The 21,348-nt window shown below is 38.7% G+C and carries 22 protein-coding genes; 17 read left to right on the forward strand and 5 right to left on the reverse strand.

Annotation, left to right across the window (positions count from 1 at the left end; all coding sequences use genetic code 11):
- The first annotated feature begins 47 nt into the window (after positions 1 to 47).
- The 6 genes from ACI48O_RS03790 (at position 48) to ACI48O_RS03815 (ending at position 4,868) form a co-directional block, all read left to right on the forward strand.
- The gene (locus ACI48O_RS03790) at positions 48 to 1,475 is read left to right on the forward strand and encodes a LutB/LldF family L-lactate oxidation iron-sulfur protein (protein ID WP_435560375.1); all 1,428 of its coding nucleotides are present in this window, start codon (positions 48 to 50) and stop codon (positions 1,473 to 1,475) included.
- A complete protein-coding gene (locus tag ACI48O_RS03795; RefSeq protein ID WP_435560376.1) occupies positions 1,475 to 2,194 on the forward strand; it encodes a LutC/YkgG family protein in 720 nt (239 codons plus the stop codon). The genes ACI48O_RS03790 and ACI48O_RS03795 overlap by 1 nt, the downstream gene beginning before the upstream one ends.
- A gap of 232 nt (positions 2,195 to 2,426) precedes the next feature.
- On the forward strand, positions 2,427 to 3,107 hold the full coding sequence (locus ACI48O_RS03800; protein WP_435560377.1) for a copper amine oxidase N-terminal domain-containing protein: 681 nt from the start codon (positions 2,427 to 2,429) through the stop codon (positions 3,105 to 3,107).
- A 24-nt stretch (positions 3,108 to 3,131) separates the two neighbouring features.
- A complete protein-coding gene (locus tag ACI48O_RS03805) occupies positions 3,132 to 3,395 on the forward strand; it encodes a hypothetical protein (RefSeq protein ID WP_435560378.1) in 264 nt (87 codons plus the stop codon).
- Positions 3,370 to 4,287 carry an FAD:protein FMN transferase gene (locus tag ACI48O_RS03810; RefSeq protein ID WP_435560379.1) on the forward strand — a complete coding sequence of 306 codons (918 nt, stop codon included), beginning with the start codon at positions 3,370 to 3,372 and terminating at the stop codon, positions 4,285 to 4,287. Before ACI48O_RS03805 ends, ACI48O_RS03810 begins: the two co-directional genes overlap by 26 nt.
- Positions 4,288 to 4,301: 14 nt before the next feature.
- Positions 4,302 to 4,868 (forward strand): ferric reductase-like transmembrane domain-containing protein, encoded by a 567-nt coding sequence (locus tag ACI48O_RS03815; protein ID WP_435560380.1) that lies wholly within the window; start codon positions 4,302 to 4,304, stop codon positions 4,866 to 4,868.
- Between the two features lie 29 nt (positions 4,869 to 4,897).
- On the opposite strand, the gene ACI48O_RS03820 is transcribed toward ACI48O_RS03815, so the two are convergent.
- Together ACI48O_RS03820 and ACI48O_RS03825 are read right to left on the reverse strand one after the other, a co-directional pair.
- Entirely contained in the window at positions 4,898 to 6,139 is a 1,242-nt protein-coding gene (locus ACI48O_RS03820) for a sensor histidine kinase (RefSeq protein ID WP_435560381.1), read from the reverse strand.
- Positions 6,132 to 6,809, reverse strand: a complete 678-nt coding sequence (locus ACI48O_RS03825) for a response regulator transcription factor (RefSeq protein WP_435560382.1) — start codon at positions 6,807 to 6,809, stop codon at positions 6,132 to 6,134. The genes ACI48O_RS03820 and ACI48O_RS03825 overlap by 8 nt, the downstream gene beginning before the upstream one ends.
- A 362-nt stretch (positions 6,810 to 7,171) precedes the next feature.
- Between ACI48O_RS03825 and ACI48O_RS03830 the strand changes: the two genes are divergently transcribed.
- The 4 genes from ACI48O_RS03830 to ACI48O_RS03845 all read left to right on the forward strand — a co-directional run bounded on the left by ACI48O_RS03830 (position 7,172) and on the right by ACI48O_RS03845 (position 11,591).
- The gene (locus ACI48O_RS03830) at positions 7,172 to 8,185 is read left to right on the forward strand and encodes a 2-oxoacid:acceptor oxidoreductase family protein (protein ID WP_435560383.1); all 1,014 of its coding nucleotides are present in this window, start codon (positions 7,172 to 7,174) and stop codon (positions 8,183 to 8,185) included.
- Positions 8,185 to 10,479 carry a thiamine pyrophosphate-dependent enzyme gene (locus tag ACI48O_RS03835; RefSeq protein WP_435560384.1) on the forward strand — a complete coding sequence of 765 codons (2,295 nt, stop codon included), beginning with the start codon at positions 8,185 to 8,187 and terminating at the stop codon, positions 10,477 to 10,479. Before ACI48O_RS03830 ends, ACI48O_RS03835 begins: the two co-directional genes overlap by 1 nt.
- A gap of 110 nt (positions 10,480 to 10,589) precedes the next feature.
- Positions 10,590 to 11,078, forward strand: coding sequence for a methylated-DNA--[protein]-cysteine S-methyltransferase (locus tag ACI48O_RS03840; RefSeq protein ID WP_435560385.1), 489 nt, complete (start codon positions 10,590 to 10,592; stop codon positions 11,076 to 11,078).
- Positions 11,079 to 11,345: 267 nt separating this feature from the next.
- On the forward strand, positions 11,346 to 11,591 hold the full coding sequence (locus tag ACI48O_RS03845) for a Spo0E family sporulation regulatory protein-aspartic acid phosphatase (RefSeq protein ID WP_435560386.1): 246 nt from the start codon (positions 11,346 to 11,348) through the stop codon (positions 11,589 to 11,591).
- A gap of 188 nt (positions 11,592 to 11,779) precedes the next feature.
- On the opposite strand, the gene ACI48O_RS03850 is transcribed toward ACI48O_RS03845, so the two are convergent.
- The gene (locus tag ACI48O_RS03850; RefSeq protein WP_435560387.1) at positions 11,780 to 12,511 is read right to left on the reverse strand and encodes a ZIP family metal transporter; all 732 of its coding nucleotides are present in this window, start codon (positions 12,509 to 12,511) and stop codon (positions 11,780 to 11,782) included.
- A 282-nt stretch (positions 12,512 to 12,793) separates the two neighbouring features.
- Here ACI48O_RS03850 and ACI48O_RS03855 point away from each other — a divergent pair, with 282 nt between their 5' ends.
- Genes ACI48O_RS03855 through ACI48O_RS03870 form a run of 4 tightly spaced genes read left to right on the forward strand, consistent with a single transcriptional unit; the run spans position 12,794 to position 16,249 of the window.
- Positions 12,794 to 13,621: an electron transfer flavoprotein subunit beta/FixA family protein gene (locus ACI48O_RS03855; RefSeq protein WP_435560388.1), complete on the forward strand. Its 828-nt coding sequence runs from the start codon at positions 12,794 to 12,796 to the stop codon at positions 13,619 to 13,621.
- Positions 13,622 to 13,651: 30 nt separating this feature from the next.
- Complete coding sequence (locus tag ACI48O_RS03860) at positions 13,652 to 14,686, forward strand: electron transfer flavoprotein subunit alpha/FixB family protein (RefSeq protein ID WP_435560389.1); 1,035 nt, start codon at positions 13,652 to 13,654, stop codon at positions 14,684 to 14,686.
- Positions 14,670 to 15,965, forward strand: coding sequence for an FAD-dependent oxidoreductase (locus tag ACI48O_RS03865; protein WP_435560390.1), 1,296 nt, complete (start codon positions 14,670 to 14,672; stop codon positions 15,963 to 15,965). The genes ACI48O_RS03860 and ACI48O_RS03865 overlap by 17 nt, the downstream gene beginning before the upstream one ends.
- The gene (locus tag ACI48O_RS03870; protein ID WP_435560391.1) at positions 15,965 to 16,249 is read left to right on the forward strand and encodes a ferredoxin family protein; all 285 of its coding nucleotides are present in this window, start codon (positions 15,965 to 15,967) and stop codon (positions 16,247 to 16,249) included. Before ACI48O_RS03865 ends, ACI48O_RS03870 begins: the two co-directional genes overlap by 1 nt.
- 191 nt (positions 16,250 to 16,440) lie before the next feature.
- On the opposite strand, the gene ACI48O_RS03875 is transcribed toward ACI48O_RS03870, so the two are convergent.
- Positions 16,441 to 16,764 carry a hypothetical protein gene (locus tag ACI48O_RS03875; RefSeq protein WP_435560392.1) on the reverse strand — a complete coding sequence of 108 codons (324 nt, stop codon included), beginning with the start codon at positions 16,762 to 16,764 and terminating at the stop codon, positions 16,441 to 16,443.
- 222 nt (positions 16,765 to 16,986) lie between these two features.
- Here ACI48O_RS03875 and ACI48O_RS03880 point away from each other — a divergent pair, with 222 nt between their 5' ends.
- Positions 16,987 to 17,529: a hemerythrin domain-containing protein gene (locus ACI48O_RS03880; protein ID WP_435560393.1), complete on the forward strand. Its 543-nt coding sequence runs from the start codon at positions 16,987 to 16,989 to the stop codon at positions 17,527 to 17,529.
- 22 nt (positions 17,530 to 17,551) lie between these two features.
- Here ACI48O_RS03880 and ACI48O_RS03885 read toward each other — a convergent pair whose 3' ends face one another.
- Complete coding sequence (locus tag ACI48O_RS03885) at positions 17,552 to 18,796, reverse strand: MFS transporter (protein WP_435560394.1); 1,245 nt, start codon at positions 18,794 to 18,796, stop codon at positions 17,552 to 17,554.
- Positions 18,797 to 19,207: 411 nt separating this feature from the next.
- Here ACI48O_RS03885 and ACI48O_RS03890 point away from each other — a divergent pair, with 411 nt between their 5' ends.
- Both ACI48O_RS03890 and ACI48O_RS03895 read left to right on the forward strand, forming a co-directional pair.
- Positions 19,208 to 19,648 carry a MarR family winged helix-turn-helix transcriptional regulator gene (locus ACI48O_RS03890; protein ID WP_435560395.1) on the forward strand — a complete coding sequence of 147 codons (441 nt, stop codon included), beginning with the start codon at positions 19,208 to 19,210 and terminating at the stop codon, positions 19,646 to 19,648.
- A gap of 381 nt (positions 19,649 to 20,029) precedes the next feature.
- On the forward strand, positions 20,030 to 21,348 hold a 1,319-nt coding region (locus ACI48O_RS03895), incomplete at its 3' end, for a M3 family oligoendopeptidase (RefSeq protein ID WP_435560396.1).

The following is a 21,348-nucleotide window of genomic DNA, read 5'->3' on the forward strand; positions in this document are numbered from 1 at the left end:
TGAACAATGTCTTAAGCTTAGACTTTATTGTAAGAGGGGGCAAAAACATGGCAATGAAAATTGGCGAGGATAAGCTGAAAGATCGTCTCGACAAAGGAATCAATGATTCATTTATGCGTGGTGCCGTTTCTAAAGCTCAGGATACGATTGGGGTTCGCCGCTCGAATGCAGCGGAAACACTGGGTAATTGGGAAGACTGGAGAGCACTTGGCGAAGAAATGCGTCAGCATGTTCTGGAAAACTTGGATTATTATTTACTTCAACTAAGTGAAAATGTTGCAAAACGAGGTGGACATGTCTTTTTTGCACAAACAGCTAAAGAAGCAAATGACTATATTCGAGATGTAGTCGTAAGTAAAAATGCAAAAAAAGTTGTTAAAGCAAAATCGATGGTGACTGAGGAAATCAATTTAAATAAAACATTAGAAAATGCAGGCTGTTCAGTAGTGGAAACGGACTTGGGCGAATATATCCTTCAAGTGGATGATCATGATCCACCATCTCATATCGTTGTCCCTGCTCTGCATAAAAACAAAGAACAAATTCGGGATGTTTTTACTGAGAGATTAGGCTATACAGGTACAGAAAAACCTGAAGAGCTCGCAGCACATGCACGCAAAATGCTGCGCGAAGAATATTTAACAGCAGATGTCGGGATTACAGGTTGTAACTTTGCTGTGGCCGAAACTGGTTCGATTAGTTTAGTTACCAATGAAGGAAATGCTGATTTAGTTACAGCACTTCCAAAAACGCAAATTACAGTTATGGGCATGGAGCGTCTTGTTCCAACTTTTGAAGAATTGGATGTTTTAGTAGGTTTATTAACCCGGAGTTCAGTTGGACAAAAGTTGACTAGTTACATTACGGTTCAAACAGGTCCTCGTCGTGAGGGCGAAATAGATGGACCGGAGGAGTTCCATTTAGTTATTGTAGATAATGGTCGTTCTGATATCCTTGGTGGTGAGTTCCAATCGGTATTGCAATGTATTCGTTGTGCTGCCTGTATCAATGTTTGCCCAGTGTACCGTCAGGTAGGGGGGCATTCATACAACTCTATTTATTCTGGGCCAATTGGAGCCGTTTTAACACCACTTATCGGCGGTTATGATGATTTTAAAGAGCTGCCATATATGACTACTCTTTGTGGGGCATGTACGGATGTTTGTCCGGTGAAAATCCCGCTTCATGAGCTTTTGCATAAGCATCGTACTGTGATCGTCGAAAAAGAAGGACGAGCACCATTTTCTGAAAAAGTATTGATGAAAGCATTCGGATTTGGGGCTTCCACTCCGTCATTATATAAATTTGGAACAAAATTCGCACCAGCAGCAATGAATCCGTTTACTGTTGGCGAAAAGATTAACAAAGGCCCGGGTCCGTTAAAGGCATGGACAGAGATGCGCGATTTTCCTGCACCAAATAAAGAAAGATTCCGTGATTGGTTTAAAAATAGGGAAAAAGGAGGGAACGCATAATGCAAGGGACTATTCTTAACCGTGATGCGTTCTTACAAACTATCTCAAAACGCCTTGGCCGAGATAAAGTACTTTCCGTTGTTGAGGTTCCAAAATATAAACATAACCCACAGGACAATGTACTAAAAGGAGCAACACAAGACCAATTAGTAGACATACTAAAAGAACAATGTAAAAACATTCATACAACTGTTTTACTGACAAATAAAAGTGATCTTCCTGCAACACTTAAGGAAACCGTGAAAAATTTTGGCGGTGGACCAATTTCAGCATGGAATGATGAACGCTTTTCAGAATATGGACTTGATGAATTAATGAAGCAGGAATGGCCAAACGAAAATGTTGAAATTCAATTATGGGATCCGGCTAAAGGAAAGGCGAACATCGAGTTCGCCGAAAAAGCCAATGTTGGAATCACAGTTAGTGACATTACTCTTGCTGAATCTGGGACGGTTGTTTTGCTTGCTGATAAGGGGAAAGGCCGAAACGTGAGCTTTTTGCCAGTCAATTCCATTATGATTGTTCCAAAAAGCGGCATTGTGCCTCGGATGACACAAGCGACAAGAATTCTCCGTGAAAAAGTGAAAAATGGGGAGCAAGTTGCTTCATGCATCAACTTTATTTCTGGGCCAAGTAACTCAGCCGATATTGAATTAAACCTTGTTGTTGGGGTCCATGGACCAGTTAAAGCCACTTACATTGTTGTTGAAGATATTTAAAAACTGGCTGTGTTAAAGAACAATGTTGATTTAGAACACTCTGTTGATTGGAGCACCTGGAGCGGAAATCAACAGACAAATTTAACACAGCCAAAAACATAAAAAAGCTATTCAGGATTCGTCTCATGACGATTCCCTGGGTAGCTTTTTTTATATAGTGTCCATTTTTTCAGTTTTTTTCCAGAGTTGGTGTATAAAATGTCACCATAATGAAAATTAAGGTGGGAATGAAATGAACAAGATAATGAAAAAATTGCTCGTTTTTTTTGCAACGGTCATGATCACGTTATTTTCCGCAGGGATTGCAGTTATGGCTGAACATGGGCATGGTGAAGAAGAAGAAGGAACCCGAAGTTTCTATGAAGAGCATGAGGAGTATGAAGAGAATCACGAATTTGATGGCTATAAAGATGATGATGAAGATGACGATGAATTATATGAGGAGGGTGATGAATACGGTGATGGATATGATACCCAGCAAACCACACAATCCCAAACAGGGTACTGGAATATTTGGATCAGAGAAGCTATCGCCTCACAAGATAGCGATTTACCTATCAGTCAGCCTGGCGAAGTCATCATAAAAGTGAATGATGTTTCAAGCAATATTCATGTTGTACCTCAGGAAGGACAGCTCTTCGTTTCAGGTGAACAAGTAGCAAAACTATTAAATGTGAAATCGACCTTTTTTCCAAAAAGTCAAATTTTAGTTATTTCAAATAAACAAACAGAACTAATTGTTAGAGCAGGTTCCAATGCTGCCTATGAAAATAAAAATAAGACTCCAATGCCGATACAGGCCCAGTATATTGAAAAATCATTGTACTTACCAATAAGTGTCATTACGAATGCATTAGGGTACAGAGTAACCTGGGATGAGACTCAACAGTCACTAATTTTAGAAAGTATTTAAAAAAACAAGATGAGGTGAGTGAATATGAAAATTTCTACAAAATCAAAATGGGTTGTTGGAATTGCCAGTACAGCATTTTCAGCGTTTGTACTGAGTCAAATTGGTGGGAATGATCCAAACGTAGGAACCAATAATACAGATTCATTAAAGATAAATTCTGAGGTATATGCTTCTATGAATGATAAAGAAAAAGAATTGGTTCAACTAGATTGGTCAAACTTTTCGATTAATGATGTAAGCCAAGCGACGGGAGCAGGTCAAAGTGATCGTTCTACAAGAAGATCATAGTCGGGATAATGAACTTGCATTTGAGGCGATGAATACAAATTTCTTCTTATCCGTTTCAAATAGTTCCATTTCCAATTGGAAGGAGCAAATCATTCATTGGTTTAAGTATGTCGACCGAGAATGGTCAAGATTTCAAGAGGAAAATGAATTGTCAAAACTTAACAACTTAATAATTGGTCAAAGGATTTCGATAACCCCACCATTGTTTGACGTATTACAGAAGGCGGAGGACTACCGTAATAAAACGGGTGGTTTATTTTCACCTTATTTAAAGGATTTGCTTCAATACCATGGCTATGATCGGTCGTTTCCATTTGAAGCAGCTGAATTAGAAAGGGGCACAAAGACTTTATTAGTGAAATCAAGTTCATTTGTATTTCATCCAAACGATTTTTCGGTGACAAGAGTAGCGGAAGGACAAGTTGATCTTGGGGGAATTGGTAAGGGTTATGCCGTTGAATGGGCAATGGGATGGTTAAAAAGGTTTGCTAATGTAAAGTATGGCATTGTGGATGGTGGTGGGGACATATCAGTGTGGTCGAACGGTGATAAGGAATGGAAAATCGGTATCAATGATCCCTTTCATCATAACAAGGAAATAAAACAAATAACCTTGAAAAATGGGAGTATTGCAACCTCAAATATTATTTACCGGAGCTGGCGGCAAGGGGACCAAAAGAAACATCATATCTTGAATGGGAAAACCGGCGTACCAGTAGAATCTGAAATTATTCAAGCAACCGTTATTACGTCTAATTGTTTAGATGCTGAAGTGGGAGCTAAGCTTTGTTTTATGGAAACCGGAGCTGCTCTAGAACAACAGCTAACTAAACTAAATCTGAACTATAAATATGTTCTTGTGAATCGTAATGGTGATGTAATCATTAGTTAAGGAGGGAGTTATCGTTGTTTAACGAATATTTTTCAACGTGGAACTTAATTCGCCTTTCTGGGTTTTTAAGCTACTTTTTATTAACCGCCTCATTGGCATTTGGTTTTTTACAAGCCTTTCCATCACTAAAAAGAAGGAAAGGAGAATTTCTGCAAATCCATCAAACAAGCGGATGGATTGGCTTGCTTGGAATTTTGTATCATATGATGATGTTATATTGGGATCAATACGTCCATTACCCGATTTTTAGCATCTTAGTGCCGTTTAGTTCTGAACATGAAGCCTTCTATTCTGGGCTTGGTACTATATCCTTTTACTTATTTTTTCTAATAATTGGCTCATCAGACTTCTTGATGAAAAAATTAGGGCGGTCTGTATGGAAAAAGATACATCTGTTGGCTGTTCCAGCTTGGTTATTAATGACCGTGCATGGAATCTTGCTTGGAACGGATTCATCAGAAAAGTGGGCTCAATTCATTTATTTTGGCTCCATTTCAATTATTATCGTACTTGGAATTTTAAAAGGCGCGGAAATCGTTAACAGTAATTCAATTAAAAATGCCACCAAAAAAACGTCATAATCCGTTTTTTTGGTGGGTTTATGCCTTTGTTACTTCAGTTTGAAAACAATCGTAAATATTGTTCCTTTCCCAAGCTGGCTTTTTACATGAATTTGTCCATTATGTGCAGTCACGATGGATTTTGCGATCGATAGCCCTAAACCCGATCCATCTCTCACTCTCGAAGTATCTCCCCGGTAAAAGCGGTCAAAAATATGAGGGAGGTCATCCTGGCTGATTCCAATTCCAGTATCCTCAACATTTAATTCAATTGAGTTCGTCTTTTTTATTAACGATACGGAAACAACGCCTTTTGAAGTATAACGGAAAGCATTGTCTATGAGAATGTAAACTAATTGTTGAATACGTGCTTCATCACCAAAAATATAAATATTATCTTCGATTTCACCTTTAAATGAAACCTGCTCTGGTGCCATCCGCGATATTTTTTCTTCAAGAGTATGGAGCAGCATGGAAAGATTGATGTTTTTCTTATCAATTTTTAATTGCTGATTATCGCTCCTTGCTAAAAATAACAAATCACTTACTAGTTTATTCATAAGCTCTGTCTCCGATTTAACATCTTGAAGAACTTCTTGACCAAATGGGCTTAAATGTTCCTTTTCTTCTCGTATCAGTAAATCAATTGAACTATAAAAAATACTAAGAGGGGTTCTTAACTCATGAGAAGCATCTGAAACAAATTTCCGTTGTGAATCAAATGCTTTTCGTATTGGTTTTATTGCTTGTCCGGCAAAATAATAACCAAGAATTCCGAAAAGGATGCTAAACAGGATTGTAAACCCGATAAGGATCCAAGTAAGGTTTTGGATAAGATGCTTTTCGCTTGTAATATCCATTCCAATGTACACAATACCGCTTTTGTTATTTTCAAACTCAAAAGTTTCTTTTATCAGCATATAATGGGAATCATTCCATTGGTCAATGATTGATTTCGTATCGGTCATTGTTTTTTTTTGATTTAGTTCAATTATCTTTGTGGATAAGCCTTCCAGCACCTCATCCCCAAATAATAATTCTCCTGAATCAGAAAAAACATAGAAAAATATTTTTTTTTGTGGATCAAAATGTAACCCATGATCATCTTGTTCAAAAAAATCCTCAATGATTTCGTGATTTTCTCGACTATAAAAACTCCTCAGCTCATCCTCATTTTTCCATTCAATTTGATGGGAAATAAAGATATAAAGAGAAGTAATAAACAAAATCAAGAAAAATAATAAAGAAGTAGTATACAGGAGAGTAAGCTTCCGTTTCACATCATTAAACATCACAATCCCTCACCATATATCCAATCCCACGCACTGTTTGAATGATTGAAGGGGTCCTGGGGGTATCAATTTTTTTTCGCAACAATTTGACCAGGGTATCTAATGCATTTTCAGATACGAAAGTGTCAAAGCCCCATATTTTTTCAAATAAAATCGTTCGAGACATCACTTGATTTTTATTTCTTAATAATAATTCCAGCAGGTGATATTCTTTTCTGGAGAGATCGATTGGTTGCTGATTTTTGGTAGCCGTGTGTGTTGTTAAATTTAATTTTAGTTGGCCAACCTGTAAAATCTCTTCAATTTGCTTTTCTTTTCTCCGTGAAACAGCCCGCAAACGTGCTAAAAGCTCCTCGAACTGAAAAGGTTTGATAATATAATCATCCGCACCCGAATCCAAACCAAGGACCATATCTTCAAGAGCATCCTTCGCTGTAATAAAGATAATCCCCCCTTTGTATCCTTTTTTTCTTAGTTGTTTACAGACTTCAATTCCGCTTTTTCCCGGCATCATCCAGTCTAACAGTAAAACGTCATATTGTGACAAGCTTCCATAGTCGTAGGCATCTTGTCCGTTTTTGACCCAATCAACTTGGTGCATTTCCTTTTTTAGCATGTGATGAATCAATTTCCCGAGTCTTTCATCATCTTCCGCCAACAATATATTCATACTGAACACCCACTTTCAAAGACCATCGTCCGTCGTGCTTGGAAAAGAACGAGGCACTCTTTTTAATCATATCAACTAATTCTGGTAAATAAATGAAAAAAGCAATCAGCTAATCTAGTGGACAGATGCATTTTTCAATCTGTTGTATTACAATATTCATTCTGTTATATAAATGGTTATTAACATTTTATCCGTAATAAATAACGTTTTTTGCAATAAAATATAAAACTGTGTTATTATTTTCATAAAGATGTTTGATTTTTGTCACAGATTTTTCATGAATTCTAGAATAAAATAAAAATAGAAATTACTTATTTGTGAAAATATTTCTACAAATAAGTGGAGAAATTGGGAGGGAGAACATGTCAGTCTTACCGAAAAAAAATGACCTTGGTTTTTTTGAGATCCGCTTAGAGTCCATTGGGGGGCTAGGAGCAAACTTAGCAGGAAAGATGTTAGCCGAAGCAGGGGTATTGGGTCTTGGGTTAAATGGTTCCAACTTTTCTTCATATGGTTCAGAAAAAAAGGGCTCTCCTGTAAAAAGCTTTATTCGTTTTTGTGATTCTGATGTTCAAATTAGAGATCATAGCCCGATTGAACAACCTCATGTTATTGGTGTTTTTCATGAGGCATTATATAAAACCGTTGACGTTGTCAGTGGGTTAACACCAGAAGGTATTGTATTAGTCAACTCAACTCGTGATTTTGATGATATTCGCACAGAATTAAAACTTGATCATGGGACTTTGGCCATCGTTGATGCACTTACAATTGCCGTTGAGGAAAAAACGAAAGTTAATACAGCAATGCTTGGGGCATTGTTCAAAATATGTGATTTCTTAGATCCAGATGCCATGCGTAATGTTATTCGAAAAACGTTTGAAAAGAAATATCCGCATTTGGTAGAACCAAATATACGTACTTTTGATCGCGGTTACAATGAGGTTGAGTTTAAAACGTATGAAACGCCGGAGGGTGTTGAAGGGAAGCAATTTAAACGTTCAGCACCGCTTTTAGGATATATGACTCAGGAAATTGGCGGAGTGATGATTTCTCAAGCAAATAGTATTTTGAAAGATTTAAGTGGCTCCCGCCAAGGTTTCTTACCAAAATATCAGGCAGATGACTGTATCCATTGCGCAGCTTGTGATACTGTTTGTCCGGATTATTGCTTTGTTTGGGAAGAAGGAGAAGACAAGCGCGGCCGCAAGCAAATGTTCTTAAAAGGAATCGATTATCAATATTGTAAGGGCTGCTTAAAGTGCGTAGAAGCATGTCCAACTACAGCGCTAAGCGATTTACGCGAAACAATCGGCTATGCGGAAGAAAACCGTGTGAAACATAACTTTCCTTATGTAACAGGGGGGATAAGATAATGGCACTACTTGAAGAAAATGTACAAAAAGGTCTTTCAACAGAACAGGTTACTACTTTCGAATCAGGTAATGAAATGGCTGCTATGGCTGCAGCGCAAATAAATTATCACATTATGGGATATTTCCCAATTACACCATCTACCGAGGTTGCACAATATCTTGATATGATGAAAGCTCGTGGCGAACATGACATCAAGCTTATTCCAGCTGATGGTGAGCATGGTTCTGCTGGTATTTGTTATGGTGCTTCTGCTACTGGTGCTCGTGTGTTTAATGCAACTAGTGCAAACGGCTTATTATATATGATTGAACAATTGCCAGTTCAATCTGGTACTCGTTTCCCAATGGTAATGAACTTGGTTACACGTTCAGTCAGCGGACCGCTTGATATCCGTGGGGATCATTCGGATTTATACTATGCGTTAAATACAGGCTGGGTTATTTTAACAGCAAGAACACCACAAGCTGTATATGACATGAACATTATGGCGTTAAAAATTGCAGAGCATTCTAGTGTTAGATTGCCAGTTATTGTGGCTTATGATGGTTTCTTTACATCCCACCAAAAGAGAAAAGTGGAGTACTTCAAGAACCGTAAAGTTGTTCAAGCTTTTGTTGGAGAGTGTCCAACAGATTATAACTTTGCGAGAGATCCGAAGAAACCTGTGACTATCGGGGCTCATATGAATGGTGATGATTTAATAAACAATCACTACCAGCTTTCAGAAGCAATCCAACGTGCTGGTGAGGTTTACCAAGAGGTAGCTGCTGAATATGCTAAGCTTTCCGGCCGCACTTATGATGTTTTAGATTTATATAAAATGGAAGATGCGGACGTTGCACTTTTCCTTTTAAATTCTGCTGCTGAATCAGCTAAGGATGTTGTCGATAAGCTAAGACAACAAGGAATTAAAGCTGGTGTTATCAGCCCGAATATCATTCGTCCATTCCCGGCAAAAGAAATTCGTGAAGCGTTAAAGAATGTAAAAGCAGTGCTCGTTGGTGAACGTGCCGATTCTTATGGTGCGAATGGTCCGAACTTAACCCATGAAGTGAAATCAGCACTTCAAGATGATAAAGAAAATAAAACAATCGTCCTAAGCCGTGTATTCGGTCTTGGTGGTTTAGACTTTTACGCTGATGATGCAGAAAACTTCTTTAACATGGCGATTGAAGCAATGGAAAAAGGCTATGCCGAAAAGCCATTTGATTACTATGGTCATGTACCGGGGAATCCTGAAAAAGTGCAAAAACCTGTCATTGAGCCTCTGCACGGAGACGTTTATAAATCTGGCTTGATTCAAGTTACTAAAGATGAAGCAACCCAAAAATTAAAGGTGAAAATTCCGCCGCTTCGTGCACTTACAACAAAACCGAAGCGAATTGCCTCTGGTCATGGAGCTTGTCCAGGCTGCGGTATTTTTGGTGGACTAGAACTCTTCTTTAAAGGAATTGAAGGAGATGTCGTCGTCTTATTCCAAACAGGCTGTGCTTATGTTGTTACAACAGCTTATCCGTATACATCTCATAAACAAACGACAATGCATAACTTGTTCCAAAACGGTGCTGCAACACTATCTGGTACTGTTGAGGCATTCTTGGAGTTAAAACGCCGTGGTGAGATTGAAGTATCAGAGGATGCAACCTTTGTTATGGTAACCGGTGATGGCGGTATGGATATCGGAATGGGTTCAGCCATTGGTACTGCCCTTCGTAATCATAAGCTAATTATGCTTGAATATGATAATGAAGGCTACATGAATACAGGTTCGCAAATGTCCTACTCAACACCAATCGGACATATGACGAGCACGTCTTCTATCGGTAAAACGCAACAAGGAAAAACGTTCCACCATAAAGACACAGCGCAAATTATGGCGGCAACAAATATTCCTTATGTATTTACTGGTACAGAAGCCTTCCCACAGGATTTAATAAAGAAGGCGGCTAAAGCGCAATGGTACGCACAAAATGTCGGTACCGTTTATGGAAAACTATTAATCACTTGTCCATTAAACTGGAAATCTGATGACCGCTACGGCACAACAATTGTTGAAGCGGCAGTTAACTCGAATTTCTTCCCGCTCTATGAGATTGAAGAGGGCGTAACAACGATTACCTATAATCCCGAAGAGAAGAAAAAACAAATTCCAGTTTCTGATTGGTTAAAATATATGGGTAAAGCGAAGCATATGTTGAAAGAAGAAAACAAGCCAATGCTAGAAGAATTTGAACATGAAATTGAAAAGAGATGGCAAAGATTAAAAGCCAAGCATGAGAACCCACTATTATAATTTATATATATTTTGGACCCGGCTCTTTATCGAGTTGGGTCTCTTTTTAGATTAACGTCTGTTCCATTACGTAAAAAAAGCGATACAATGAACAGGAAAGGGTGATTTCCATGCGATTTTATTCAAAATTAGATACAATCATTGATGAATTGTACCTAATAGCAGAAGGAGATGAGCTGTCTGTTATTCACCTTGGTGAAGAGGATTTTCACAACAATGAGGATCTCGATCAAATTATTTATCAACCCAATCATCCCGTTTTGCTTAGAACTAGAAAGCAATTTCAAGAGTATTTTGCTGGGACTAGGAAGGAATTTGATTTGCCTCTTTCACCGCAAGGAACGAGCTTTCAAATGGCAGTCTGGGAGCAATTATGCAACATCCCATTTGGCGAGACAAGAAGCTATCTTGAAATCGCTCAGTCAATCAATAATCCGAAGGCAGTTCGCGCAATTGGTCAAGCAAATAAGGCGAACCGCTACCCCATTATTATTCCTTGCCATCGCGTGATTGGCAAAAATCAATCGCTTACTGGCTATGCAGGGACAAGGATTGATTTAAAAGAAAAACTGCTTCGTTTCGAAGGATCTTTGCAGTAAATTTCACTCTAAATAACCAATCATACGTAAAAAAAGCATCGTCAATGTGAACGATGCTTTTTCTTTGCAATGTAAAATTGGGAATCCCGTTTTTTGTCGAATTTCGATTTATAAACACGACTTAAACTGTCGATAAATATATCGCATGAGAAAATTGTCTAGTTTTGCGATTCTATTTACTTTTGATTAAATTCTTGTGATAATTCATCAGTATCCACAGATATTTTAATTGAATCGATTAGGGATTGGATTAGGGGGAAACAGGAGTTGTACCAGGAAAATAAGAACTTATTAGAAGAAATTAACGAAAGAAAATCAAAGCTCTATGTAACTGCAGAGAAAAATGGCCTAAACCTGACGAGTGAAGAAACGATTAGAAGGAGTCAAGAACTAGACCAATTAATCTTTCAATATCAAAAGGAGGCCCTTAAAAGCTTAAAAAGGCAGGGGGGAAACAAGACAGTACTTTGGTCGATGATGGCAATCATGCCAAATGTACTGGCCGAAGTTTGAAAATCTGATTTCTTATTCTGGACGACATTTTGAAATTTTCTCGATTACGGTTCTTTACGCTCAATTTGAGTTTATACGGGAGAAGTTATGCCTGTAAAACTAGGCTAATCCCAATGGTATGTAGTAAAAATCAAGAGTCAGACTTAGGACGAAAAAGTCTGACTCTTGATTTTGCCAATGATAAATGATTAAAATATTTCGATTAAAAAGATCATAAACAATAACCCAATAATAAACGCATACGTTGATGTTCGTTCATTTCCGTCGCCATGGCTTTCTGGGATTAATTCTTTATAAATAATGAACAGCATGGCGCCTGCTGCAAAGGAAAGACCATAAGGAACGAGATTTTTTACATAGGATGTTAAATAGTAGCCAAAGAAGGAAGTGAATATTTCTATTACTCCCGTTAAGGTTGCTAGGATAAAAGCTTTAAACTTATTTATATTTTGATTTACTAAAAAAAGTGCAACTAATAATCCTTCCGGTGCATTTTGAAAGCCGATCGCAAAGGCAATTAAATTTCCCGTTTCTTGAGAATTAGACGCATAGCTAACTCCAACAGATAATCCTTCAGGAATATTATGCAAAGTAATTGCGGCAAGAATGAGCATAGCTTTTTCATCAAAATGGATATTATGACTAGAATGATGTAAATCCATATGTGGTATATTCTTCTCTAAAACTGTTAACGTTAAGACGCCAAGAAAAATGCCAATGGCTAATGAACTAAATCCTCCATTATTTAATGCTTCAGGGATCAGTCCCATTGTTGAGGCTGCCATCATAATTCCGGCCGTGAGTGCCAAGAGGACATCGCGCCACCGGTGGGTCATTGACCGATTCATAAATAAAATGATTAATGCCCCGAGGCCAGTTGAAAGGGCAGAGAGTAAACTTCCAATTGCAACTTGTATCATTTTTCCCCCCTACCAATAAATATTCTATCTTTTTATTTTTAACTTGTTAATATTGTATATGATTTCGGTATCCACGTACAATTTTTATTTCTTTTCCCCTCGTGTTTTACAAGATGACCCAACCATACTCTTCTCATATATATGAACCAATTTCCTTATTAATCAAAGAATCCAAAAAAGTTGGTACTATGATTCTATTTAAAAACATATATCGTAGTAAAACGGTTTAATAGATACAAGCAACCGCTTTCACCCATATTTAAAGAGGAGGTACTTCCCTACATGCATATTCTTGTTTGTGTAAAGCAGGTGCCGGATACAAAAATCATCAAAATAAACCCGAAAACCAATACGCTTGACCGCCGGAGTGCACCCGCTATTTTAAATCCATACGACGCACACGCTGTACAAGAAGCGGTTCGAATTAAAAGACAAGTGGGCGGAACAATTTCTATATTATCGATGGGACCACCCCAGGCAACCGCTGTTATTAAAAAAAGTATCGAAATTGGCGCAGACAGAGGCTTTTTAATTTCTGATCGAGCATTTGCAGGAGCAGACACGCTAGCCACCAGCTATGCTTTATCAAAGGCGATTGAACGTATATCGGAGGATACTCCCGTAGACTTGGTGATATGTGGAAAGCATGCCATTGATGGCGATACGGGACAGGTTGGACCGGGCATCGCACGAAGGATGGACATTCCACCCGTAACAAATGTCATAGAGGTTACAGAGGTTAATAGAGAAGAAAAAAAGGTTTTTGTAAAGAGAAAAGTAACGAATGGCTACGAGGTTATTCAAACGTTTCTTCCATGTCTGCTTACAGTTGAAAAAGAAATAAACGAGCTAGAATACTCCCCCTTACCAAATATGCTTAATGCAGCACGCTACGAGCCGGTCATTTGGTCCGTTAATGATCTTCGCGAAGTTGATAAAACCCAATTAGGGTTAAAAGGTTCACCAACTATCGTTGGAAAAATGTTTACTCCACCTCGACCAGAAGGTGGGAAAAAGATTGAGGGAAGTGCAGATGAACAGGTGGAAAAATTAATGTCCATCTTAATGGAGCAGAAACATTTGCTTCAAGGCTTGCCTAGTACAAAATAACAAAGACATTTGGGAAGGGGGATTGGAACCATGAATGAACATGAAGGAGTATGGGTCTTTATTGAACAAAATAATGGAGATATCGAGGGAGTATCTCTTGAGCTGTTGGGTGCAGGCAGAAAACTAGCAGATAAGCTGTCGGTTCCGCTCAGTGGGATATTGTTAGGAATGGAGATAAAAAGCTTGGCGGCTAAGGCGATTTCATACGGAGCTGATCAAGTATATGTGATTGATGATCCCGTTTTGAAGGATTACCGAACGGAATCGTATATGAAGGGCGTCATTATGCTCGCTGAAAAATATAAACCAGAAATCTTTTTATACGGCGCGACAGCAAATGGTAAAGACCTTGCAAGTGCGGTAGCTACTGATTTGTCAACTGGACTGACGGCAGATACAACGATGCTTGATGTAGATGTTGAAAAACGACTGTTAGAGGCTAGCAGGCCTGCTTTCGGCGGAAACATTATGGCAACCATTCTTTGTAAGAAGCACCGACCGCAAATGGCAACGGTCCGTCCAAAAGTAATGAAAGCATTAGAGCCTGACAATGGGCGAAAAGGGAAGATTATCGAGGAAAAGATTGAACTATCAGAGAGTGAAATGAGAACAAAAGTAATTAAAATTGTGAAGGATATCACAAAAAAAGTAAAGCTTGCTGAAGCTGATATTATTGTTGCAGGGGGAAAAGGGTTAGGGGACAGCAAAAATTTTGAATTAATTCATGAATTGGCTGAAAGATTAGGAGGAACTGTTGCAGGAAGCAGGGATGTAGTGGAGGCAGGCTGGCTGCCGCATGAGCAGCAAGTGGGCCAGACAGGCGAGACGGTTACACCGAAAATCTATTTCGCTATTGGAATATCAGGAGCGATTCAGCACATTGTTGGGATGAAAAATTCCGAGCTCATTATTGCCATTAATAAAGACCCAAATGCACCGATCTTTGACGTGGCCACCTTTGGGATTGTTGGGGATGCACTAGAGATTGTCCCAAAATTAATCGAGCAATTTAAGCAAATACGGATAGAAACAGGTGGTGAAGTAAGCTATGTCGGAAAAATTTGATGTGATTGTGGTTGGAGCAGGACCTGCTGGAACTTCGTGTGCCTACACTTGTGCAAAACATGGCTTAAAGGTATTACAAATTGAGCGGGGAGAATATCCTGGCAGCAAAAATGTCATGGGAGGAGTTTTGTATCGAAAACAAATGGAGGAAATCATCCCTGAGTTTTGGAAGGAGGCCCCTTTAGAAAGACCGGTTATCGAACAAAGATTTTGGATGATGGATAAGGAATCCGTTCTTTCCTTTGGTTATAAGGGTCTTGAGTGGGCCGAGGAGCCATACAATAATTTCACGGTCTTACGGGCTCAATTTGATCAATGGTTTGCTGCACAGGCTGTAAATGCCGGGTCTCTACTTATTTGTGAAACGGTTGTTACAGAATGTATCGTGGAGAATGGCAAGGTAGTAGGGGTAAGGACGGACAGACCTGATGGAGACGTTTATGCCGATGTGGTTGTCTTGGCTGATGGTGTCAATTCTTTGCTTGGAAAACAGCTGGGCTTTCATAAAGAATTTCGTCCAGATGAAGTAGCCCTTACTGTCATGGAGGTAATTAATCTTCCTAAGGATAGAATCAACGAACGTTTTAACCTTGAGGATAATCAAGGTTGTACAATCGAAATTTTTGGGGACTCCACAAAAGGAAATTTAGGGACGGCTTTTCTTTATACGAATAAGGAAAGCTTAAATATTGGTGTTGGAACCACCCTATCAAGTATGATCAAAGCAAAGCTAAAGCCATATGATTTGCTGGATTACTTGAAAAATCATCCAATGGTAAAACCGTATTTAGACGGTGGAGAATCGGCAGAGTATTTAGCGCACTTAATCCCGGAGGGAGGATATCATTCCGTACCTCGTGTAATTGGGAACGGTGTTTTAGTAGTGGGGGATGCTGCTCAATTTGTTAACGCAATCCATCGCGAAGGATCAAATATGGCCATGTCATCGGGGAAAATGGCAGCAGAAGCTATTGTTAGGGCCAAGCAGGAGAATGATTTCAGCGAGGTGGGACTAAGCAGCTACAAGGACGCATTATACGAAAGCTTTATCATAAAGGATCTGAAAAAATATAAAGACGCGACCCATACCTTTGAAAACTATCCGCAATATTTTAAAGAGTATCTTCCAATGATGAATCAAGCTGCCAGTAAATTCTTTACAGTCGATGGAACGCCGAAACGGGATAAACAAAAAGAAATTATGCGTGGGTTAACGAAAGAACGGGGCAGATTTAAAGTTATGCAAGACATTTATCGTGCTTGGAAGGCGGTGAAATAATGTCGACGAAAACAATAGAAGAAAAGCAGTATTTGGTCCGATTTAAGGCAGATACTAAATCCCATTTAACGGTTCTCGACCATGACACATGTTTAACAAAATGTCCTGAGAAATATTGTACGGTATTCTGTCCGGCAGAGGTGTACAAATGGGAAGAAATCAGAATGCATGTTGGCTATGAGGGCTGCCATGAATGTGGGAGCTGTAGAATAGGCTGTCCTTATCAAAATATAAAATGGGAGTATCCAAAGGGCGGACACGGGATTATTTTTCGATTGGCATAATCATATGGATCGTATTCACTTTTGTGCGCTATTGATTTTTTCAATAGTGCTTTTTTATATAAATTAAGGAATATTTTAAGTGAGAAGTTTATCGTTAGAGGGGGATAAAGTGTTGAGCAGAAATAGTATGTATGGAGTTTCACAATCAAGGAGAAAAAGAAGGAAAGTAAAGCTAGTTGATCAATATTTGTTTATTTTTCTATAAAATCTATCATTGACACTTTAGGATTTTGACAGGCATTTTCTAGCTTTAAGGCTGCTTCGTAAGCCTCATCAAAACTCTCATAACGGCTCGATCTATATAACGGTGTATTCCAATTAAATGTTCCCTCACTGTCCGCGGGATAGATTGTTACCTCCCATAAATAAAACTCTTCATCAAGTCTCGGGAATCCTTCGAGTGAAACAAGCCAATGAGTTAATTTTGATTCAGGATCATTTATAGCGGTGCGGTCTTTTTCTCCCATCGAAATTAACGACTTTGGGTAAAACTCTCGATAAGTATTAAAATGCAAGCTGTTCCCTCCCAATCTATTGATACTATTAGTATATGAATGAAAAGGAAGAACTTTAATAAATCACAATAAATTTTTTCTGAAAACTTCTCACTATTCAAAAACCCTCACTTCATGTATAAAATATTGCCCTTCCCACAAAGGATAAGTCAGACTAAGTGACATCTATCACAACACTTAGTTTGCTTCAAGATTATACTTGGAACATAGGAAATAGGATATATGGAAGGGGCAAAGACGATGGAAGGTTGTTTCAGTTCAATGATGGGGAATGAACCAGTTTCATTAAGTGAGGGGCTTGCTCAATTAAAAGGGGAGCATATTCCTCTGTTAGAAAAACTACATGGACTTTTTGATTTATGTTCAAAAATTGAAACCAATGATCATCCTGAAAGTCATTTTGGACAATTAAAATCTGCGGTGAAAGTATTTATGACTGAACTTGAGCCACATTCAGAAAGAGAAGAACAGGTTTTATTTAGAATGATGGAAAAATACATTGGCGTTGGCATGGGGCCAATTGCGGTAATGGAATATGAACACGACCAGGCTAAGTCTTTAATCGGAAGATTCTTCGAAAAAACAAGTGGGTCTGATGATTTAAGTGTGGAAATGATGAGGGAGTATAGTGATTTAATTAAAAATGCTTATCTCACCCTTGTCGATCATTTTGCTAAAGAGGAAAATGTTCTGTTTCCAATGGCTGAAAGAATGTTAACAACTGAAGAGAAAGCAGAGCTTTACAAACAAATAAACGAAATATAAAAGGATGGGGATTCCCCATCCTTTATTTATTCAAAGCATAAATTTCTTTCAACTTTTGATCTGATGGCAGGAAGCTGGCGACGACGCCAAGCAGTGGTAAAAGCCCGACTAAGATGATGGTCTTTTCTAAACCAATTAAATCTGCTAAAAAGCCAAGACCCATTGACCCGATTGCCCCCATTCCAAACGCTAACCCAACGGTTAAACCAGCCATCGTTCCTATTTTTCCAGGAAAGAGCTCTTGAGCATAAACAACCGTCACAGAAAAGCTAGACATTAATAAAAAGCCGGTGACAGTCAAGAGACCAAAGGCAACATAGCTTGGAACGAACGGGATTAAAATGGTCAGTGGAGCTGATCCAATTAATGATATAAAAATGATATTCTTTTTCCCAAAACGGTCTGCTAACGGTCCTCCAAAAAAAGTTCCAATTGCCCCGGTCAATAAAAACGCAAATATATAAACCTGAGCTTCTTTTATCGAAAGGGTATACTTTTCAATCCCATAAAACGCATAAAAGTTTGTAATTCCTGAGATATACCATGATCTTGCAAAAATTAAAAATAAGATTAAGATAAGGGCTGCCCAAACGGCTCTTGGATATGTTTGCGCCGAATCGGAGGGTGCAGTCTTTTGATTTTTGCGAACTAGCTGATCTGCTTGAAGTTTAGCGGTATACCATCTAGAGATATAGTAAAGTAATGCGACCGCAGTAGCGGCCACGAGAATAAACCAGGACGCTCCCCTTTGACCAAGTGGAACGAGGATAGCTGCTGTAATAAGTGGGGCCAATGCTTGCCCGGTATTTCCGCCGACTTGGTAAATGGATTGTCCTAACCCCCTGCGAGGTCCGGAAGCCAGGAAGGCCACTCGTGAGCCTTCAGGATGAAAAATAGAAGAGCCCAACCCAATTAATGCTACCGATAATATAATGAATTCAAACCGAGGAGCAAATGCAAGACCAGTAACCCCAATCATCGTTATTGAAAGGGCGATAGGTAGCGTATAGGGTCTTGGTTTTTTGTCGGAGATCATCCCGATAACGGGCTGTAAAAGCGAAGCAACGATATTTAATGAAAAAGCAATCATTCCTAATTGTGTATAAGAAAGCCCCATTGATTTTTCTAAAATAGGGAACATAGCCGGAACGACGGCTTGCAGTGAATCGTTTAATAAATGGCATAAGCCAAGGAGGAATAAGATTTTATAGGTGGTTGCTGCTTGATTATTACTATTATTGCTCATAGATAACGCCTGTTGACTCATTTTTTTGACCTTCTCCCCAAAAAAATATAAAAAAGTGAATTTTTTCCTATACTATGTATCATACAGAATATCTTTATTAATTAGAATGATTTTGTTTATAGGCAGCCCTACATATTCAATGTTTAGGGCACTAACACCGCTTTTAGTACCCTGTTTTCTTTTGTTCACCACAATTTAGGGCACTAACGCATCCTTTAGTGCCCTGTTTTCCGATGGCTACCATGATTTAGGGCACTAACACCTTCTTTAGTACCCTGTTTACCTTTGTTGACCACAATTTAGGGCACTAACACTTCCTTAGTGCCTCTTTTTCTGGTTTCACCAACCGACAATTGACACACTTATCCAATTTTAATATACTTATTTTGAATTCAAGATTCTTATCTTTCATTATAAAGGAATGGATACCATATGAGTTCTGAGCAAATTAATCAATCATTAAAATTATTTATTGTGTTATCTCGTTCTTATAAAGCGATTAATGAACAAGTAAATAAATTTATTGCAGCAAATGGGTTAAATCCCACTGAATTTGCAGTATTAGAGCTTCTCTATCATAAAGGAGATCAACCTTTACAGCAAATTGGCGGGAAGATTTTGCTTGCAAGCGGAAGTATTACTTATGTTGTAGATAAACTGGAACAAAAAGGACTATTAAAAAGAGTGGCCTGCCCAAATGATCGAAGGGTCACCTATGCCCAAATTACCGAAGAGGGAAAACAATTTATTGACAATATTTTCCCAGAACATGAACAGAAAATAAATGATTTGATGACAGTCCTCTCAGATGAAGAGCAGAAAACGGCTATCGAATTACTGAAAAAATTAGGCCTATCAGTAGGGAAATATTAAAGAGCGGTCATATTCTGACTGCTTTTTCTGTTTGGCTGTGTTAAAGAGCAATGTTGATTTTGAGCATTCTGTTGATTGGAGCGGAAGGTGCGAGACTCCTGCGGGAGAAGGTGTCACGGGAGACCCCACAGGCGCTATGGCGCCGAGGAGAAGGAAAAGCGGAAGCGGCTTGTCCAGGGGCGACAGGCATAAGCCAATCCGGCATGAAGGTCGTTCTTTGACCTTCTTGACGGATTGGCTTATGACCCCGAGCCCCTAGCCGCTGCAGCTAGACAGGCTCCCGGACTCCCCCGCTGGGTCGCTAAGCACCTGCAGCGGAAATCAACAGCCATATTTAACAGAGCCTTTCTGTTTAATAATACTTAAGGAGGTTGAGGAAACATGAAATTTGAAGAATATACATATACTCGCCCCGATTTAAACAAAATCAAACCACAATTCGAACAAGAACTGGAACGATTTGAACGAGCTGAAACGATTCAAGAGCAAATTGACTCGATAAAAAGGATCAATGAAATCCGTGATGGAATCGACACAATGTTTAATTTATGCTATATTCGCCATTCAATCGATACAAATGATGAGTATTATAAGGATGAGCAGGATTATATAGATGAAATCGAACCTGAAATTGAAGGGTTAACATTCAGATACTATCAAGCACTTGTAAACTCTAAATATCGAAATCAGTTAGAAGAAAAATGGGGAGAACAGTTATTTGCGCTTGCTGAAGCACAACTGAAAACATTCTCTCCCAAGATTGTCCCTCTTCTGCAACAAGAGAATAAACTGTCATCAGAATATACAAAGCTTATCGCCTCCGCTAAAATTATGTTTGAGGGCAGCGAGCGGACATTGCCGCAACTAGAACCATTTGCTCAATCCCCGGATCAGAACATGAGAATTAAAGCAAATGAAGCTCGATTTGGCTTTTTTGCAGAAAATGAAGCCAAATTGGATCAAATTTATGATGAATTAGTAAAAGTAAGAACTGAAATTGCAAAGGCTTTAGGCTACTCCAGTTTTGTTGAACTCGGGTATTATCGAATGAGTAGAACCGATTATAATCCGGACATGGTCGCTAACTTTCGAAATCAAGTGAAAGAATTTATTGTCCCTTTAGCAACAAAATTAAAAGACCGACAAAGTAAACGAATTGGTGTTGAAAAGCTAAAATACTATGATGAACCAATAATTTATCATTCAGGTAATGCAACACCAAAGGGAAGTCCTGAATGGATTATTCAAAGCGGTCAAAAAATGTATAATGAGTTATCAACTGAAACAGGCGAGTTTTTCTCGTTTATGACTGAAAATAACTTGATGGACTTAGTTGCCAAAAAAGGAAAAGCTGGCGGAGGATATTGTACTTTTATCGAGAATTACAAAGCCCCGTTTATTTTTTCTAACTTCAATGGGACGTCCGGCGATATTGATGTGTTGACACATGAAGCAGGGCATGCCTTCCAAGTATATTTAAGCAGGCACTTTGACATTCCGGAATATTACTGGCCAACATATGAAGCATGTGAAATTCATTCTATGAGTATGGAGTTCTTTACATGGCCATGGATGGTTGAATTTTTTAAGGAAGATACTGAGAAATATCAATTTGCTCACTTAAGTGGTGCGTTGCTGTTCTTGCCATATGGAGTTGCGGTGGATGAATTTCAACATTGGGTCTATGAGAATCCGAATGC

The sequence above is a fragment of the Neobacillus terrisolis genome (assembly GCF_051233475.1).
Lineage (GTDB): Bacteria > Bacillota > Bacilli > Bacillales > Cytobacillaceae > Bacillus_BU.